At 33.2% G+C, this 18,699-nt stretch carries 14 protein-coding genes; 10 read left to right on the top strand and 4 right to left on the bottom strand.

Features of this window, described 5'->3' with window-relative positions; all coding sequences use genetic code 11:
• Positions 1-580 precede the first annotated feature (580 nt).
• The gene (locus tag BR43_RS05085) at positions 581-3,133 is read right to left on the bottom strand and encodes a DUF5978 domain-containing protein (RefSeq protein WP_169741023.1); all 2,553 of its coding nucleotides are present in this window, start codon (positions 3,131-3,133) and stop codon (positions 581-583) included.
• Positions 3,134-3,657: 524 nt separating this feature from the next.
• Here BR43_RS05085 and BR43_RS20140 point away from each other — a divergent pair.
• The 10 genes from BR43_RS20140 (at position 3,658) to BR43_RS05035 (ending at position 15,067) form a co-directional block, all read left to right on the top strand.
• Positions 3,658-3,882, top strand: a complete 225-nt coding sequence (locus BR43_RS20140) for a hypothetical protein (protein WP_034560072.1) — start codon at positions 3,658-3,660, stop codon at positions 3,880-3,882.
• Positions 3,883-4,686: 804 nt separating this feature from the next.
• Positions 4,687-4,992 (top strand): ArsR/SmtB family transcription factor, encoded by a 306-nt coding sequence (locus BR43_RS05075; protein ID WP_034560071.1) that lies wholly within the window; start codon positions 4,687-4,689, stop codon positions 4,990-4,992.
• A gap of 124 nt (positions 4,993-5,116) precedes the next feature.
• On the top strand, positions 5,117-6,178 hold the full coding sequence (arsB, locus tag BR43_RS05070) for an ACR3 family arsenite efflux transporter (RefSeq protein ID WP_034560070.1): 1,062 nt from the start codon (positions 5,117-5,119) through the stop codon (positions 6,176-6,178).
• A gap of 83 nt (positions 6,179-6,261) precedes the next feature.
• Positions 6,262-7,938 (top strand): FAD-dependent oxidoreductase, encoded by a 1,677-nt coding sequence (locus tag BR43_RS05065; RefSeq protein ID WP_034560069.1) that lies wholly within the window; start codon positions 6,262-6,264, stop codon positions 7,936-7,938.
• 158 nt (positions 7,939-8,096) lie between these two features.
• Positions 8,097-8,927, top strand: a complete 831-nt coding sequence (locus BR43_RS05060) for a GNAT family N-acetyltransferase (RefSeq protein ID WP_034560068.1) — start codon at positions 8,097-8,099, stop codon at positions 8,925-8,927.
• 390 nt (positions 8,928-9,317) lie between these two features.
• On the top strand, positions 9,318-10,244 hold the full coding sequence (locus BR43_RS05055) for a sugar phosphate isomerase/epimerase family protein (protein WP_034560067.1): 927 nt from the start codon (positions 9,318-9,320) through the stop codon (positions 10,242-10,244).
• Positions 10,245-10,292: 48 nt separating this feature from the next.
• Positions 10,293-11,666 (top strand): PTS transporter subunit EIIC, encoded by a 1,374-nt coding sequence (locus BR43_RS05050; protein WP_034560066.1) that lies wholly within the window; start codon positions 10,293-10,295, stop codon positions 11,664-11,666.
• A gap of 107 nt (positions 11,667-11,773) precedes the next feature.
• Positions 11,774-12,520 (top strand): DeoR/GlpR family DNA-binding transcription regulator, encoded by a 747-nt coding sequence (locus tag BR43_RS05045; protein WP_034560065.1) that lies wholly within the window; start codon positions 11,774-11,776, stop codon positions 12,518-12,520.
• Positions 12,521-12,874: 354 nt separating this feature from the next.
• Complete coding sequence (locus tag BR43_RS05040) at positions 12,875-13,885, top strand: hypothetical protein (protein WP_034560064.1); 1,011 nt, start codon at positions 12,875-12,877, stop codon at positions 13,883-13,885.
• 210 nt (positions 13,886-14,095) lie between these two features.
• Entirely contained in the window at positions 14,096-15,067 is a 972-nt protein-coding gene (locus BR43_RS05035; protein ID WP_034560063.1) for a diaminopimelate dehydrogenase, read from the top strand.
• Positions 15,068-15,112: 45 nt separating this feature from the next.
• Here the strand turns inward: BR43_RS05035 and BR43_RS05030 are convergent, their stop codons facing one another.
• From BR43_RS05030 to BR43_RS05020, 3 genes are all read right to left on the bottom strand, one after another.
• Positions 15,113-16,630, bottom strand: coding sequence for an ABC transporter permease/substrate-binding protein (locus BR43_RS05030; protein ID WP_034560062.1), 1,518 nt, complete (start codon positions 16,628-16,630; stop codon positions 15,113-15,115).
• On the bottom strand, positions 16,627-17,616 hold the full coding sequence (locus BR43_RS05025; RefSeq protein ID WP_034560061.1) for an ABC transporter ATP-binding protein: 990 nt from the start codon (positions 17,614-17,616) through the stop codon (positions 16,627-16,629). The genes BR43_RS05030 and BR43_RS05025 overlap by 4 nt, the downstream gene beginning before the upstream one ends.
• A gap of 424 nt (positions 17,617-18,040) precedes the next feature.
• Positions 18,041-18,694, bottom strand: a complete 654-nt coding sequence (locus BR43_RS05020; RefSeq protein WP_034560060.1) for an amino acid ABC transporter permease — start codon at positions 18,692-18,694, stop codon at positions 18,041-18,043.
• Positions 18,695-18,699: the final 5 nt, after the last annotated feature.

The following is an 18,699-nucleotide window of genomic DNA, read 5'->3' as shown; positions in this document are numbered from 1 at the left end:
GACCCTTTGAAAAAAGTCCATACTATAGGGTATTTTTGTATATAATGATAAAAAAGAAGATAGGACGAATAGTTATGACTAAGAGATTATTATATTAAGAAGAATAAAAAGAGTTGAAAATGAAACCAAATTTTAAAACAGTAAGTGAAAAAATAATTACTTACTTATAAAGATCCATTTTAGAGGTATTTTGTTGCAGAAACTAAAAAGGGTACATTTTTTAGTTTTCATCCCTGCAAATAATTATAAATAGTGGAATGTTTAATTACTTATGGTGATTTTTCTTGTAATGAATGCAGTCTTAGTTTTTTTATTATATCCAACATACCTTTCTTTAATTTTTATTATTGATGGAATTATAAAAATGATACATTAAAAGATGGTGTCACAGCTGATAACATAAGTACTTTAGGTGAAAAATAGGATGAATCATTAAGCTATAATAAAAAAATTACTGAGAATAGGTTGCAGTTCCATTCAATATCGCGAACGGATAACCGCATAAAAACCCGACCAAATTTCTTTGGTCGAGTTATGTTATAACTATTGGGTATCACTTCATTTCATTGAGGCACTTTCTTTATTTATTGAGTTTTTTATATTTTAGCTTTATTCCCAGTAGCCCTAATAAAATACTAATTAAACCAATTACTGTTATCTCATTGGTTATTTTATTATTTTCTCCAGTTTGTGGAAATATTTTATCTTTAACTTCTTTAGGTGTTTCAGGAGTATAAACAACTTTAATAGGTTCTCCAGGTACGTCTGGAACAGTAACAGACGGAGGAGTAGTTACGTATCCTGGAATAGTAGGCAAGTTAGGTGTAACTGTATCACCGGGTTTACCTGGAACACTAGGAATAGTGTACCCTGGAATAGGGTTGTTATCAGGATCAACCGGAACAAATGGAACCGTAACGTCTTTAGGTGTTTCAGGAACATAAACAACTTTAATAGGTTCTCCAGGTACATCTGGAACAGTAACAGACGGAGGAGTAGGCGTTACGTATCCTGGAATAGTAGGCAAGTTAGGTGTAACTGTATCACCAGGTTTACCTGGAACGCTAGGAATAGTGTATCCTGGAATAGGGTTGTTATCAGGATCAACAGGAACGAACGGAACCGTAACCGTAACTTCTTTAGGTGTTTCAGGAGTATAAACAACTTTAATAGGTTCTCCAGGTACATCTGGAACAGTAACAGATGGAGGAGTAGGCGTTACGTATCCTGGAATAGTAGGCAAGTTAGGTGTAACTGTATCACCGGGTTTACCTGGAACACTAGGAATAGTGTACCCTGGAATAGGGTTGTTATCAGGATCAACCGGAACAAATGGAACCGTAACTTCTTTAGGTGTTTCAGGAGTATAAACAACTTTAATAGGTTCTCCAGGTACATCTGGAACAATAACAGATGGAGGAGTAGGCGTTACGTATCCTGGAATAGTAGGCAAGTCAGGTGTAACTGTATCACCAGGTTTACCTGGAACACTAGGAATAGTGTATCCTGGAATAGGGTTGTTATCAGGATCAACCGGAACGAACGGAACCGTAACTTCTTTAGGTGTTTCAGGAGTATAAACAACTTTAATAGGTTCTCCGGGTACATCTGGAACAATAACAGATGGAGGAGTAGGCGTTACGTATCCTGGAATAGTAGGCAAGTTAGGTGTAACTGTATCACCGGGTTTACCTGGAACACTAGGAATAGTGTACCCTGGAATAGGGTTGTTATCAGGATCAACCGGAACAAATGGAACCGTAACTTCTTTAGGTGTTTCAGGAGTATAAACAACTTTAATAGGTTCTCCAGGTACATCTGGAACAATAACAGATGGAGGAGTAGGCGTTACGTATCCTGGAATAGTAGGCAAGTCAGGTGTAACTGTATCACCAGGTTTACCTGGAACACTAGGAATAGTGTATCCTGGAATAGGGTTGTTATCAGGATCAACCGGAACGAACGGAACCGTAACTTCTTTAGGTGTTTCAGGAGTATAAACAACTTTAATAGGTTCTCCGGGTACATCTGGAACAATAACAGATGGAGGAGTAGGCGTTACGTATCCTGGAATAGTAGGCAAGTTAGGTGTAACTGTATCACCGGGTTTACCTGGAACGCTAGGAATAGTGTATCCTGGAATAGGGTTGTTATCAGGATCAACCGGAACGAATGGAACTGTAACTTCTTTAGGTGTTTCAGGAACATAAACAACTTTAATAGGTTCTCCAGGTACATCTGGAACAGTAACAGATGGAGGAGTAGGCGTTACGTATCCTGGAATAGTAGGCAAGTTAGGTGTAACTGTATCACCGGGTTTACCTGGAACGCTAGGAATAGTGTACCCTGGAATAGGATTATTATCAGGATCAACCGGAACGAACGGAACCGTAACGTCTTTAGGTGTTTCAGGAGTATAAACAACATTAATAGGTTCTCCAGGTACATCTGGAACAATAACAGATGGAGGAGTAGGCGTTACGTATCCTGGAATAGTAGGCAAGTCAGGTGTAACTGTATCACCGGGTTTACCTGGAACACTAGGAATAGTGTATCCTGGAATAGGGTTGTTATCAGGATCAACCGGAACGAATGGAACCGTAACGTCTTTAGGTGTTTCAGGAGTATAAACAACCTTAATAGGTTCTCCAGGTACATCTGGAACAATAACAGACGGAGGAGTAGGCGTTACGTATCCTGGAATAGTAGGCAAGTTAGGTGTAACTGTATCACCGGGTTTACCTGGAACGCTAGGAATAGTGTACCCTGGAATAGGGTTGTTATCAGGATCAACCGGAACGAACGGAACCGTAACTTCTTTAGGTGTTTCAGATTTTGAAAATGCTGTTTGCCAATATGACCATCCTGGATTACTATTTTCATACGATTCTGTGCCAACTAAATATCTATAGATATTATTTTTAGAATCTCCATAATAATATCCATAAAGGACTTGACCAGTTCCGTTTGCGTTCGAATCCCAAAATTCTTTCCATTGTCCATTTGTATCTTCGGGTTCGTACCCATCAATTTTGGGATAATCAATATAATCACCAATTCCTATATCGGAATTGTTTTCCCATCTATAATCGACTTTAAAAATATATGAGTCAGATGTTTGTTCTCTTTCCATTAATATTTTAGAGGACCAATTATTCTTGTAAGCTATAGGGGGACTAGGAATGCTACTATTAAAAGCATAAACATTTACAACAGGAAATATGCAGGGGGATAATGTTGTAGCTATGACTCCAGATATAAATAATTTTTTTGAAAGCTGTTTAATATTTTTTTTAATATTTTTGTTCTTCATTTTCCATTCTCCTTTTTATATAGATTATTTTTTTTACTACCTTTCATGCTAAAAGTATCCTCCTTTCTGAATAATAAAATATCCAAAACTAATACTACTCTATTACGTTAAGTAACTGTCAACAAATTTAAATATATATAGATGATTACTATAAGTAATATATTATAATACATTTTGAATAATATTATAAAAGGGGGATGATTTTGTATTCAATTACAGATGTAGCAAATAAATTCAACGTATCAATAAGAGCTATAAGGTATTATTGATACGTTGGATTAATAACTGTAGGTACAAGAAAAAATGGGATAAGATATTTTGTAATTGAATTAATTGAAAAAGAAATGAATGAAATTTTATTTCTTAAATCTTTGAATTATAAGCTATCAGAAATTAAAAAAATACTTGAATATCCTTTTTTGGTTAAAGAAATATTAATAAATATAAAAAATTTTGAATTAGAATTAAGTTTAAATGAAGACAAGGAAAAAAGATTATTTAATAAAATTACTAGAGAAAAAATTGGTCAATTGCTGAAGTACATGATAATAAAGTTATATTTAATCTAGAAAAGGAATATAGCAATGTTTATGACTATTATCTAGAATTAAAAAGTTTAAAAAAATTAGAGAGAAACCAAATATGTAAATTTTTTGAAAATTATTTATTATAGCATCAAAATTCAGGTATTAATATTAACTTGGAGCAATTATCTTACATGAAATTGAATTCGGAAACATTAACTGTTAGTTATTTTAAAGAAATGTTGAATAAATATAGTTTGTCGTTAATTTATTCATAAAATGGAACTATATAAAACATCTGCTTTATAGTTTTTCGTGATTTTTTTGTTTGAAATAATATTTTATTAAAATGTATTGCCTAAAACTGAATAGAATATAATTTAAAGCTATGCAAATAAAAACTATAGATGTAGGAATTATCCCATAAAAATGTTAGTTCCGATGTTTTTTAATTTGCGGGTGTGAATTCTATTCCTACAAATCATGTAAAGATGAGATAATAACGATTAACAACAAGAGGAATTAATAATATTTTTTTAGTTATTTAATCATGAATTTTTGTTGCAGAAAAATTGCATAAAATGGTTGAAATACTATGGAGAATAGACAACTATATGAAAAAATCCACGTAAACAAACGGTTTGATACACAACAAGCATACCTCTAGTGACTCTTAATCTGCGGATCGTGGGTTCAAGTCCCCCACAACTGTGTCTATTGTGGTAGTTATTGTAGTCGTTCTTTTATGATACCGGTTCTTCTCCTTTTACAAGAACTGTTGACAAAACATAGATAATCATCTATATTTTACATAGATGATTATCTATGTTTTGTAAAGGAGAGAGAATAATGGATTATGAAAGAACAGCCAAACTATTTAAAGCACTAGGTGATTCTAAAAGAGTTCAAATTATTGATATGTTATCGTGTGGTGAACTTTGTGCCTGTGATTTATTAGAACATTTTGATTTTACTCAGCCGACACTATCACATCATATGAAAGTGCTTATCAATGCTGGAATTGTTCAAACAAGAAAATCAGGTACATGGCACTATTATTCATTAAATGAGCAAAATATGATCTCCCTTTCAGAGATTATTCCAAACTTGGTTCAAAATTCAAAAGCCTGTATTTGTCATAAAGTTGAAAACTAGGATCAACTATTTTTAGAATTTGTTCAAGTATTCTATGAAATAGTTGAATAGTCTTAGTTAATAGATAGAAGTTTTTCTATATAGTATATAGATTTCTAGAATTAAAAAATGGAGGAAGACACTAATGGAAAACGAACAAAATAAAGGTTTAAGTATTTTTGAAAAATATTTAACATTATGGGTTATATTATGTATGATGCTAGGTGTTTTAATTGGAAAATTTGTACCTATTATTCCAACTGTTTTAGGGAAATTTGATTACTATCAAGTATCGATTCCAACAGCTATTTTAATCTGGTTAATGATTTATCCAATGATGTTGAAGATAGATTTTACAAGTATTGTAAGTGCTGCTAAAAAGCCTAAAGGGTTAATTGTGACATGTACTGTTAACTGGGTGATTAAACCATTTACAATGTATGCTATTTCTACTTTTTTCTTTTTCGTAGTATTTAAAGGGCTTATTCCCTATGATTTAGCAAAAGAGTATGTTGCTGGTGCTGTTTTATTAGGTGCAGCTCCTTGTACTGCGATGGTTTTTGTTTGGAGTTATTTAACTAAAGGCGATCCAGCCTATACTTTGGTGCAAGTTGCGATTAATGATTTAATTATATTAGTGTTATATGCGCCAATTGTGGCTTTGTTATTAGGAGTCAGCGATGTGATTGTTCCGATTGATACATTAATTCTATCAACGCTGTTATTTGTAGTGATTCCGTTATTATTGGGTGTTATTACACGAACATTGATTGTAAAAAATAAGGGATTAGTTTATTTTGAAACAGTTTTTTTGAAAAAATTTGATCGAATTACGATTATTGGTTTACTGTTGACTTTGGTTATTATCTTTTCTTTTCAAGGAGAACGGATTTTAAATAATCCACTGCATATCCTATTGATTGCGATTCCACTAACTATTCAAACATTCCTCATTTTTGCGATTGCCTATAGTTGGGCATATTTTTGGAAATTACCTCATTCAATTGCTGCTCCAGCTGGGATGGTAGGGGCTAGTAACTTTTTTGAATTGTCAGTTGCTGTATCAATATCATTGTTTGGTTTACAATCTGGTGCAACCTTGGCAACGGTTGTTGGTGTCTTAGTTGAAGTACCAGTTATGTTATTATTAGTTAAAGTAGCGAATGGTACAACTAGCTGGTTTGAAAAAAAGGAGTTATCAAATTAATTAAATAAGTTTTAGTTTTGAAGAAAATTAAGTTTCTGCTAGCAGAAATAATACTGGAAATTAGATAAAAAAGGAGTTTTTTTATGAAGATTGTCATTATTGGATCGGTAGCTGCTGGGACAAGTGTCGCCGCTAAAGCAAGACGTAATACTGAAGAGGCAGAAATTAGAATTTATGATCAGGATCAGGATATTTCTTATTCAATTTGTGGTATTCCTTATTATATTGGAGAAGAAGTTGTTGAATTGGATCAGCTGACGCCACGAAATGCTGCATGGTTTAAGAAGCGCTATAATGTAGATATTTTCACTCAACATCGAGTAACAAAAATTAATGCTGAAAATCAAACAATTGAAGTGGAGAACCTTCAAACAGGTGAGAAGAAATTAGATGCGTATGATGAATTAATTCTAGCAACAGGAGCAAAGCCAATTGTGCCAGAAGCATTTTTAGAACATCAATTGACTAAAAATATATTTCAAGTTCGACGAATTCAAGATGCAGTGAGGATTCATGAATTTATTAAGCATGAAAAACCAAAAACAGCAATGATTATTGGAGCGGGGTTTATTGGATTAGAAATGGCGGAGCAGTTAGCTCGTATAGGAATAGAAGTCACAATTGTTCAACGTAATCATCAGGTATTGAAACAGTTGGATTCTGATATGGCATATCGAGTGCAGCAAGAACTTGAAAAAAATCAGATTCATGTTTTATTAAATACAACAATTAGTCAAGCGGTTAGTCAAAATGGCTATGTGACTGAATTAATAACAAATAATGGACAATCTTTTGTTGCTGATTTAGTCATTTTAGCAGCCGGTGTGATACCAAATACATCCTTAGCCCAGTCAGCACAAATCAAAGTAGGAGCATCTGGAGCTATTGAAGTGAATAAAAAAATGCAGACGTCAGTTCCACATATATATGCAGTTGGTGATGTTGCAGAAAGTTATTCTCTGATTACTAATAAGCCGATGTATCGTCCACTTGGATCAACTGCGAATAAAATGGGGAGAATTGCTGGTGATGTAGTTACAGGAGGGACCTTAGAACATCGTGGTATTTTAGGAACAGGTATTGTTCGAGTTTTTGATCTGACAATTGCCCACACTGGATTAACTGAAGCGGACGCTTTAATAGCTGAAATCGAAACAGGCATTCTCTATAATATCAAGCCCAATCATGCAGATTATCTTGGTGGGCAAGAATTAATTATTAAAGCACTAGCTGATAAAAAGACAGGAAGAATTCTAGGTGCGCAAATTATTGGCAAACAAGGAGTCGATAAACGAATTGATGTTTTAGCAACCGCAATTTCATTTGGTGGAGTTGCAGAAGATTTATTCCATTTAGATTTAGCCTATGCACCACCATTTGCAACGACAAAAGATCCCATTTTGTATACGGGGATGGCATTAGATAACGCGATTAATATGGGAAGACCTTTAATGACACCAACTGAATTAATTGAAAGACAAGGGAATGGAGAAAGACTTCAAATTATTGACACACGCTCTAAAAAGCAATATGAAAAATCAAAAGTTGAGGGTGCCATCCATATTCCATTAGCAGAATTACGTGAGAAACAGTCTGAATTGGATAAGAATATACTGACTATTACCTATTGCAACAAGGGCGTAACCGGAAATGCAGCTCAGAATTTATTGTTGAACAAAGGTTTTAAGGATGTGTATAATTTATCTGGAGGAAATAAAATGTATCAACTCATTTTTGACTTAGCCCATAAAAATAAATAACAAGAGCGAACTCAATTTCATAGTTAAATTGAGTTCTTTTTTGACCGTCAGCTAAGATGTAGTTGATATAATCAGTGGAAATAGAGAAGTGAATTATTTTCAAAGGAACTAATTGACTATAGTTGGAGAATACGGTATGTTTTTTTAGAGAATGATTAATGGAAAGGAATGATGATGTGTTCAAGCGTTATAGAGATGTTTCACCAAACGAGAGAACCAGAGTTTGGAATAATGGTTTTTCAGATTATTTAGTACCAATTAATATGACAGAAGTTCAATTAGACAATCGACTAGCTAGTTTATCAATTTCTCAAGAACTTTCAAAAATATTTTTTATTGAGAATCAGGCTGCAGGGATTTATCTCCATGCTGAAGGTACGTTTGCGAATAAAAAGATTGCTTGGCTAGGTGGTATGGCTGTTGATCCAGCATTCCGGAATCAGCAAGTTGCAATCAAATTGTTAAGAGAATTTGAGCGTAGTGCTAAAGAACGAAAAACGGATATCTTGTATCTTGAGGCAATTGATGGAAACGAACGAGCTATTTCTATTTATAAAAAGTTTGGTTTCTCATCAATACAGAAAGTAGTTGTACTAGATTCTACTACAATTTACAGTCGAGAAATAGAGTTTCAGCTAAAAAAAGTAGTGGGTCTAGAAACGATTGGTATCAGTGAAAATAGAGAGAGTTTGTGGCAAAATAAGTCAATTCATGGATATGATTGTCTGGGAATTTATCAAGACACAACTTTAGTTGGTTATGGTGTTTTTAGTAGTCAAGGAGATTCTGTAATTATTCATCAATTAGAACTTCAACAACCAAGTATACAAATAGAAAGTGTTTTAAGTTCACTGCAACAGCTTTATAATCCAATAAAATGGCGAGGAAGTAATTTAGTGGCAGATAACGCTACAACTCAAAGCTTGATAGACAATGGTTTTAGTGAGATTGTATCACAGCATCAATATAGTAAAATAATTAAAGCTTAACTTAATTTTTATGATGTTGGAGAAAGACTGATTTATCTAACTGTTTAGATGTAATTTATTAAAGAAAAAGAGTTGAAAATTTTACGATTAAAATAAACTAAATAACATAGATCTCTATTAAATAGGTGAGAAATTAAATTTTCTTATCTATTTTTTTTGCTGAAACGGATTTTTTTGATAAAAAATGAAAAAATATGAAAGGTCATCTTGTTAAATAATCCTTATTATAATAGCTATGTAAGCGAGAGAATAGGATATTTTTAGCTGATTTATAAAAAGAAAAAATTGTTGTTGTTGATATAATTTGGAATAAAATGGAAATAAATGGTTGTAAATGAATAAATATGGTGATATGATGAAACCATCAAGAAATCAAGGAGGAAGATATAAATGAAAGTAGCAACACGAATTAATTCATTTTTACCAAAATTCAATCAAGAGTTAGAGAAAGTTTTTAGTGAGTTCAATCGAATTGGTTTAAGTCATGTTGATTTGAATTATCCAGAACATGTTAGTCAATATTCTGGAACGGATATGAAAGACCTCTTAAAAAAGCATCAATTGAAGGCGAATGGCGTTGCATTAAGATTTCGGAATGATTTTATTAATGGTGAGTTAGGCAATAGTAATCTAGCCATTTCTAAAGAGGCTGTTCAACTTTGTAAGGAAGCGATTGATTATTGTCGTGAGATTAATGGGGAGGTTGTCACCATTTGGTTAGGATTTGATGGCTTTGATTATTCATTTCAAATTGATTACGTGAAGGTTTGGAATCAAATTAAAGAATGTCTGATTGAGATTGCAGATTATGGCTCAGATATTAAGCTAAGTATTGAATATAAGCCATTCCAACCTCGGGCATATGCATTTCTAGATAGCCTTGGAATTACAATGACTATGATGAATGAGATTGATCGTGAAAATGTTGGAATTACTTTAGATTATTGTCATATGTTAATGAAACATGAAAATCCAGCTTATGGAGCGGCTATTTTAGGAAGTCGTCAGAAATTGTTTGGTGTTCATTTAAATGATGGTTATGGATTAAATGATGATGGCTTAATGATTGGTACAAGTAGTTTAGTAAAAACATTTGAATTTTTATATTATACAAAATTACACAATTATGAGTATGCTATTTATTTTGATACTTTTCCAATCATTGAAGATCCTGTAGCAGAGTGTGAAGCTAACTTGAAGATGATTAAAAAAATTGATTCAAGGATTGATCAGATTGGTATGAAAAAGATTGGTGAAATTATTGCACAAAATAAGGGGACAAAGGTAAGTGAATTAATAGTAGAAATCTTAGGCTAAGCTAAGGTTTCTACTACTATAATCAATATATAGGAGGCGGAGAAAAAGATGGATTATAAACAAATGGCAAAAGAAATTCTAGAACATGTTGGGGGAGTTAAGAATGTTGCGAATATGTCTCATTGTGCGACTCGTTTAAGACTTAATTTGAGAGATTCTTCTATGGCAGATGATCAGGATGTAGAAGCGATCGATGGTGTGATTAATGTTTTAGATAAGGCTGGTCAATATCAATTATTGATTGGTACGGAGGTTCCTAAGCTGTATGATGAATTTGAAGTATTAGTGAAAGGGGATACAACTACTACGATTCAGCAAATAACTAATGAAAATTCTGGTAGCGTTATGAGCAATATCTTTTCAGCTGTGTCAGCTATTTTTGCTCCGTTATTACCAGCATTAGCAGGCTCAGGAATTTTACGAGGCTTATTAATTTTAAGTGTCCAAATGGGACTTATCACAGAAAATAGTGGAACTTATTCAATTTTATTTGTGGCTTCAATGAGTGTTTTTTATTTCTTACCAGTTTTGTTAGCGTTCACTTCAGCCAGAAGATTTGGTGCAAGCCCATATATTTCAGCATTGATAGGGGCTTCTCTCATCCATCCGTTTTTTATTGACTTAATGGGAAATGCTGGAAATGGGACAACAACAGAATTCTTTGGAATTCCAGTTGTATTGATGAATTATAATTCAACCGTAGTTCCCATTATTCTCTCAATCTGGGCTTTTTCTTACTTATACAAATTCCTTGATAAAAAAGTTCCAGAAACTTTAAAACTAGTCATTATTCCGTTAATTTCATTATTGATTATGATTCCTTTGACAGTTATTGTAATTGGTCCGATTGGTGTGTACAGTGGTGAAGCAGTTGCAAATGTAGTCAGTTGGTTAATTGGACGAAGCAGTATTTTAACAGGTGTAGTAATTGGTGGAGGTTGGAGTGTGCTAGTGAGTCTTGGAATACACTGGGCCATTAACCCGATTATGATTAATAATATTTCAACTCATGGTTTTGATTATATTGTCCCCTTTACATTTGCCTGTAATTTTGCTGTTATTGGGACAACTATTGGTATTTATTTCAAAGCTCAGGATAAAAAATTACGCAGTTTTGCATTAACTGGATTGATTACGGTAGCATTATCGGCAATTATTGAAGCCACTCTATTTGGTTTATTAGTTAAGAATAGGAAATTGTTTCTTGCCCAAATAATTGGAGGAGCTGTTGGTGGAGCTTATATGGGACTAACTAAAGTTGTTACGAATGCCTTTGTGTTCGGTAGTGTCACAACATTTCCTGCATTTGTTGAAAAAGACAACGCCAACTTTATTAATGCAATGGTGGGGTTGTTGATTTCAATGGCAATATCAGCAATTCTAGCGTATATTTTTACGAAAAAAGATGAAAAGCTTGCATAAAACTGTTAGGAAAGAAAAGTCTAGTATGGGCTTTTCTTTTTTTAACTGACAATCAAACTAAAAAAATGGTAAAATAATAGGTAGTAATGTAAATACGGAGGTAATTTATGATTCCTTATGTTAGACAGGAAAAAATATTAAATGAGCTTAGTAAAGTGGAGTTGCTAAAAATCGAAACACTACAGGAATTGATTCCAAGTGTTTCGATATCAACGTTAAGAAGGGATTTAAAGGAACTAGAAAAGCTTGGCAAAGTTGTTATGCTGACAGGAGGAGCAGTAAAGATAACTTCTGCCACCGTGGAGCTGCCAATATCTGCTAAAAGGACATTATGCTCTAAAGAAAAGGAAGCCATTGCCGAACTAGCAGCAACTAGAATAAATGATGGAGATGTTATCTATTTAGATTCAGGCTCTACTTGTACGACTTTGCTTAATAAAATAATCAATAAAAAAATCAGTATTGTCACTACAAATGCGAGTGTTTTTGGGATTACTAGTACTATTCAAGCAGAAATTATTGTGTTAGGTGGTCGTTATAATCCTGCAACCTCTTCATTGAATGGAACCTTATCAGATAACAACATTCACTATTTTAATTTCGATAAAGCCTTTTTGGGCGCAAATGGGATCGATATAGTAAAAGGCGTGAGCACACCCGATTTAGTTGAAGCCAATAAGAAACAAACAATCATTAACAATTCACAGAAGTCTTATTTACTTTGTGACAGTTCTAAATTTCATAAACTATCAACAATTAAGGCATTTGATTTGAAGGAAGTAACCTTAGTCACAGATAAATTCGATCAGCAGATTAGCGAAATTACTGAAATGATTTATCCAAATAAAAGTTAATGAATCGACTAGTTGATGCTGTATCCTTGCTGACTAGTCGATTCATTTTTTATTAAGCTCGTTAAACATGAAATTGAAAAAGAAATTCTATATAAGTTCGTTATTCCAACCAGCAATGAATTCTATCTGAGAGTGAAAACCATGTATTATTTCCAGTATTTTTTACTCAAATTTGAACGAGTATCAAGTGAGGTATAGAACACTTGATACTGGATTTTATTTAAAATTAATTTGGTATAATTTATGGGATATAAAATTATTTGTTCAATAAATCACAAATAAGATTGACTTAGTTAATCTGTTATATTATACTAAATCAGTATAATAACTACAGTAATAAAAAGGAGATGGAGAATGAAAACAAGAAAAATAATTATTTTATTAGGGGTAGTATCCGTTGTTACAATGTTATTGGTTGCGTGTACATCTGAACAAAAGAAAACTGAAATAAAAGAATCGATTACTGAGTCAAGTTCTATGGTGGAAAGCCAGGAAGAGAAGACTGCAATCACAATTAATGGACATACTTACGAGTATGATGTCGTAACAGGTGCAACGAAAGAAGTGGAAGTAGATGAAAGTAAAGCGCCTTTAGATCAAAAAGAAAAAGATGCAAAAATGTTTTGGTCTGGTAGACCAGTAGTCGGCGAGATTGTTGGAGATTACTATCATAATGAAATCGTTTTTAATGAAGGATACACTGCGATTGTTGATGTTGTAACTGATAATGATAAAGTAGCATTAGTCGAATTTGATGAAATTGGACCTGGAGATTATTATGATGGGGATTGGGCGGGTAAGAACAAACGTTTATCGGGATATGCATTTTTCCAAGCGACTAAACCTAGAACTGACGTAACACTGGTAACAATTGTTAATACAATGACTTACTTAGAATCACAAATGATGAATGAAAATCGTTTAGATGGAGAATTTTCTACAATTAAAGGTTCTTCAAATAGTGCAAACGAAGGATTTTTACCAGTAGCTAGTGAATTAGCAGATACGATAAAAACTTCCTCTAAACAAAAATATTATGGAATTACGAAAAATCTAAAAGATGGATTATTTGCTCGATTAATTATTATTAAGGAAGATGATACGATTACAGATGTTCGTTATGATGAATATTTTGCCGATACAGAAGATGAAATTAAAGACAAAGAGTTGAGAAAATACTATCGCCAATCAAAGTATTACTCTAAAGATTATTCATCGGAAACAGCAGAAAATTTTAGAGAAGATGTTGATAATTTGAAAAAGTCTGTGCTTGAAAAACAAGATTTAAGTGCTTATGATGGGGACAAGGCTTATAGTAAAAATTATGACTTATTTGTAACTGAAATGACTAAATTAATAAAGTAAACCGAGTCTAAAAATTTTTGCTATAGATATTAAAAGAGAATAATATAAAGTATTGATACAACTATAGGGAGTAAAATAAAACAGAATGTTAGTTTTATTTCATGCTCTTTTTTTATTAATGAAGCAGAGAAAAATATAAACTGTTTTTTATCTATCGAATCAGTTTTTCATTTGTTATAATAGATATAGAAAATGAGAGGAGTGGAAATGATGATAAGAGTTGCAATTGTAGGTTATGGAAACTTAGGGCGTGGTGTTGAACGGTCTTTAAAACAAAATCCAGATATGGAGTTAGTTGGAGTATTTACAAGAAGATTACCTGAAACAGTTGTAACAGAAGGGGCAAGTACTTATACAATGGAAGCTTTGATAGCTAAAAAGAATGAGATTGATATATGTATTTTATGTGGTGGTTCAGCAACGGATTTGCCAACTCAAACTCCAGAATTAACACAATTATTCAATACCATTGATAGTTTTGATACGCATGCCAAAATTCCTGAGCATTTTGCAAAAGTAGATATAGTTGCAAAAGAAAATCAGAAAACGTCAATTATTTCGACTGGCTGGGATCCAGGTTTATTCAGCTTAAATCGCTTATATGCCCAAAGCATCTTGCCTGTTGGTGAAACGACAACTTTCTGGGGGAAAGGAGTTAGTCAAGGTCATTCGGATGCATTAAGACGACTTGAAGGCGTAGTTGATGCGACGCAATATACGATTCCTAACACTGAAATCATTGAGAAACTTAAATCTGGTGAAAAATTAATCTTAAGTACACGCGACAAACACTTTAGAGAATGCTTTGTTGTTATTGAAAGTGGAGTAGATTCAGAAAAGATTCGTCAAGAAATTATCTCAATGCCTAACTATTTTGCTGATTATGATACAGAAGTACATTTTATTTCTCAAGATGAGCTGAATCTTAAACATAAAGACATGCCACATGGAGGAACTGTGCTGCATACAGGTAAAACCCATGAAGATACTAAGCAAGTGATTGAGTATACGTTACACTTAGATAGCAATCCTGAATTTACAGCAAGTGTATTAGTTGCATACGCGCGTGCTTGTGTTCGTCTGTCAAATGAACAACAATTTGGTGCATATACGGTGTTAGATATTGCTCCAAAGTATCTATCTCCTCAAACAGATGCCCAACTAAGAAAAGAATTATTATAGTAAAGGCAGAAAAGCCTATGAGCAGTTATCTGCTCATAGGCTTTTCTACTCTTTAATGAGTTTTTCTTTGACTAAAAAGTTATGAGCAACAGCCTCAGGTGACTTGTTTTGGCTGTTTACTTCATAGTTCATTTTTCGCATTTCATCATCTGTGATTTTTCCAGCTAATTTGTTTAGAATTTTTTCTAATTCTGGATATTTTTCCAAAGTTTTTGTTAACATTAGTGGTGCTCCTTGATAGGGTGGAAATAGCTGCTTATCATCTTCTAAAACCGTTAAATTGTATTGAGCTAGTTCACTGTCGGTTGAGTAGGCATCCAGTACATTGATATTACCAGATTCAATCGTTGTATACCGAAGTTTAGGTTCCATTGTTTGCAAATTAGTAAAATTTAAATTGTACACTTTTTGTAAGCCTTTATAGCCGTCATCTCGATCAACAAATTCAAGTGTAAATCCAGCTTTTACAGTGCTTGCTAATGGAACTAAATCAGAAATAGTTTTAAGTTGATAATCTTTTGCTAATTGTTCTGATACAGCCAAGGCATAAGTGTTATTATAGGCCATAGGCTCTAAATAGCTCATTTGGAATTGTTTTGTAACCCCATCTTTTGCTTGCTGATAAACTTGTTTGGCATCATGAGTTTTGGAAGGTTCATTTAAAAAAGTTTCTAGAACAGTCCCAGTAAATTCAGGATAAATATCAATATCTCCTGATTTTAATGCATTAAATAAAAAGCTTGTTTTTCCCATATTTGGCTTTAAAGTTACTTTCAAATCAGAGTCATCTTCAATTAATTCTTTATACATATTGATTAAAATATCCGGTTCTGCTCCAAGTTTTCCAGCAATCGTAATTTCATTTTGTGGTTGATTCACTAAAGGAAGCAAGATAAAGCCTAACATCACAATTGAAATACTTCCAAGAGTAATAAAGGTCGTTTTTAAAGACAGACGTTCAAATAAACGCAAGATATAATCAAATAGAATAGCCAGTAATGCTGCAGGAATAGCTCCTAAAAGAATTAACTGATTATTATTCCGATCGATGCCTAGAAGAATTAAACTACCTAAACCACCAGCTCCAATTAAAGCTGCAAGAGTAGCTGTTCCAATAATCAAAACCATGGCATTCCGAATCCCAGCCATAATCATAGGCATTGCTAATGGAATCTGAACCTTATAAAGTCGACGCCAACGATTCATTCCCATAGCACGACTAGCTTCAATCAATGAAGGATCGACTTCAACAATCCCAGTATACGTATTACGTAAGATTGGTAGCAAGGCATAGATGACAAGAGCAATAACGGCAGGCAGTGTTCCAATTCCGACTAATGGAATCATTAATCCTAGTAATGCTAAAGAAGGGATTGTTTGAAAGATTGCTGTAATTTGGATGATTGGTTCAGCAAATTTGCGATGATTAGTTAAATAAATTCCTAAGGTCAAAGCAATAATTGTTGCAATTAAAAGAGCGATAAAGGAAATCTGGATATGTTGTATTAGAGCAGTTCCTAATTCGCCCTTACGATCATTAAAGGTTTCTAGAAAGAGCTTCATAGCGTATTCCCCGCTTTCTTCACTTCATTTGCAAAAAATGCCACTAAATTTTGTGAGGTAATTTTTCCAATAATCAGCCCTTTTTGAGAATCGTAAATTAGAACTTCAGGAAGATCAGCTAACTTTAAAATTAAGTCATCAATACTGGCCTCTGATGTTAAATATAAAGGGGTATGTTCGGTATTAAATTGTTGCACATAAGGTTCATATTGCTGGGTTAGTAGTAATTCACGGATAGTTTGAGTTTCTTTTTCAATCGAAATATGTCCTGATTGCAAAAATTCTCGAACGAAATCATCTTTAGGTGATTGACAGATTTCATCAGGCGTCCCAATCTGGACAATCTCACCATCACGCATAATGCAAATACGATCGCCGAGCGCTAGGGCTTCTTGCATATCGTGTGTGACGAAGACAATTGTTTTTTTTACTTTTTTCTGTAATTCAGCAACATCTTCTTGTAATTTTTTGCGGCTAATTGGATCGAGAGCACTAAATGGTTCATCCATTAAAATAATATCAGGGTTGGCAGCTAATGCACGAATCACCCCAACTCGTTGTTGTTCTCCACCAGATAATTCATCAGGTTTACGATTACGATAGCTCTCTGCATCAAGTCCAACACTATTCAGTAATTCGGTGACCCGTTCTTTCATCTCTACTTTAGACCATTTTTTCATTTCTGGAACAATTGTAATATTTTCTTCAATTGTCATATTAGGGAACAGAGCGATTTGTTGTAAAACATAACCAATATTCCATCTTAGTTCGTTTAAATGATATTCACTAATTCGTTTTCCTTGAATCCAAATGGTACCTGTAGTCAGAGAGATTAAGCGATTAATCATTTTTAAAGTAGTTGTTTTTCCGCTCCCACTTGGACCAATTAATACAAAAAATTCACCTGCTTTAATTTCTAAGTTAAGATTGGAAACAACTGAGTTGTGTTCTTTATATTCTTTTGATACATTTTCAAACTTAATCACTGCAACCCCTCCTTGTTTATTTAATTAGTATAACGAACGTACGTTCAATTGTGAAGCGAACATAATATGAAATTTAAGTAACAAACTAATTAAAAAGTTTATACAAATGAGTATATCAGTTTTAAAGCTATATCTTAAATAATTTGCCTTTAAGACATAGAAAATGTTTAGTAATTCAATTAAAATAGGCTTAGATTTTTTTAACAGAATGAATTACGTATGAAAAAACAATACGTCTTAAGAGGTAAATGAATCAAAGGGTAGAGGTAACCAAGCAATAGGAGGAATTAGTTATCATAATCGTAATGAAGAGAGTGAAAAAGTAGTTAAAACAGTATGGATAGCTATGAATAAACTTTATGAAGCTACTAAAAATGGGTAAACTAAAAAAGGATGAATTCATAAGAATTCATCCTTTTTTGAGTTAATTTGCTAATCGAACTTCTAAGCGTTTTGATACGATTGATAAAGCATAACAAACAATAAAGTATAAGAATGTCATAGCAGCAAACATTGGTAAAACAGCATTTGTATCTTGACCATAAATAATTCGTGCATTATGGGTTAGCTCAGGTAGGGAAATAATTACCGCTAACGAAGTGTCTTTGATTAAGGCGATAAACTGACTGACAATCGGAGGCAACATTTGTTTAAGTGCCTGAGGCAAAATAATATTTGCTAACGTTTGTCCATAGCTTAACCCTGTTGAACGACCAGCTTCCATTTGTCCTTTAGGAACTGCATTTAAGCCAGCACGGATAATTTCAGATAACATAGCTGATTCAAAAATAGTTAAGGCCGCTACAGATGCCCAAAAAATAGGCAATCGAATTCCAACTTGTGGTAAAGCAAAATAGGTGAAAAAGATAATTAATAGTAATGGTAAATTTCGGATAATATCCGTTAAAATTCCTACTATTTTTGATAAATAGGGAACTTTCATAAAACGAACGAGTCCAATCAAGCCGCCAATCACAAAACTAAAGAGAATTGAGAATAGCGCAACTTCAACGGTTACTAACAAGCCATCTAATAAAAAACGGATATTAATCCATGAAAATGAATTAAAAAATTGCAATCAAA

It is taken from the genome of Carnobacterium gallinarum DSM 4847, from assembly GCF_000744375.1.
GTDB classification, from domain to species: Bacteria; Bacillota; Bacilli; order Lactobacillales; family Carnobacteriaceae; genus Carnobacterium; species Carnobacterium gallinarum.
Note: the sequence above shows the minus strand (reverse complement) of the source record. Positions and strands in the feature narration are given on the sequence as shown.

Bases quoted from the DNA above. Each gene is read 5' to 3' on its own strand.
- BR43_RS05085 (WP_169741023.1), bottom strand. From the start codon at position 3,133: ATGGAAAGAGAACAAACATCTGACTCATATATTTTTAAAGTCGATTAT.
- BR43_RS20140 (WP_034560072.1), top strand. From the start codon at position 3,658: ATGAATGAAATTTTATTTCTTAAATCTTTGAATTATAAGCTATCAGAA.
- BR43_RS05075 (WP_034560071.1), top strand. From the start codon at position 4,687: ATGGATTATGAAAGAACAGCCAAACTATTTAAAGCACTAGGTGATTCT.
- arsB (WP_034560070.1), top strand. From the start codon at position 5,117: ATGGAAAACGAACAAAATAAAGGTTTAAGTATTTTTGAAAAATATTTA.
- BR43_RS05065 (WP_034560069.1), top strand. From the start codon at position 6,262: ATGAAGATTGTCATTATTGGATCGGTAGCTGCTGGGACAAGTGTCGCC.
- BR43_RS05060 (WP_034560068.1), top strand. From the start codon at position 8,097: ATGGAAAGGAATGATGATGTGTTCAAGCGTTATAGAGATGTTTCACCA.
- BR43_RS05055 (WP_034560067.1), top strand. From the start codon at position 9,318: ATGAAAGTAGCAACACGAATTAATTCATTTTTACCAAAATTCAATCAA.
- BR43_RS05050 (WP_034560066.1), top strand. From the start codon at position 10,293: ATGGATTATAAACAAATGGCAAAAGAAATTCTAGAACATGTTGGGGGA.
- BR43_RS05045 (WP_034560065.1), top strand. From the start codon at position 11,774: ATGATTCCTTATGTTAGACAGGAAAAAATATTAAATGAGCTTAGTAAA.
- BR43_RS05040 (WP_034560064.1), top strand. From the start codon at position 12,875: ATGAAAACAAGAAAAATAATTATTTTATTAGGGGTAGTATCCGTTGTT.
- BR43_RS05035 (WP_034560063.1), top strand. From the start codon at position 14,096: ATGATAAGAGTTGCAATTGTAGGTTATGGAAACTTAGGGCGTGGTGTT.
- BR43_RS05030 (WP_034560062.1), bottom strand. From the start codon at position 16,630: ATGAAGCTCTTTCTAGAAACCTTTAATGATCGTAAGGGCGAATTAGGA.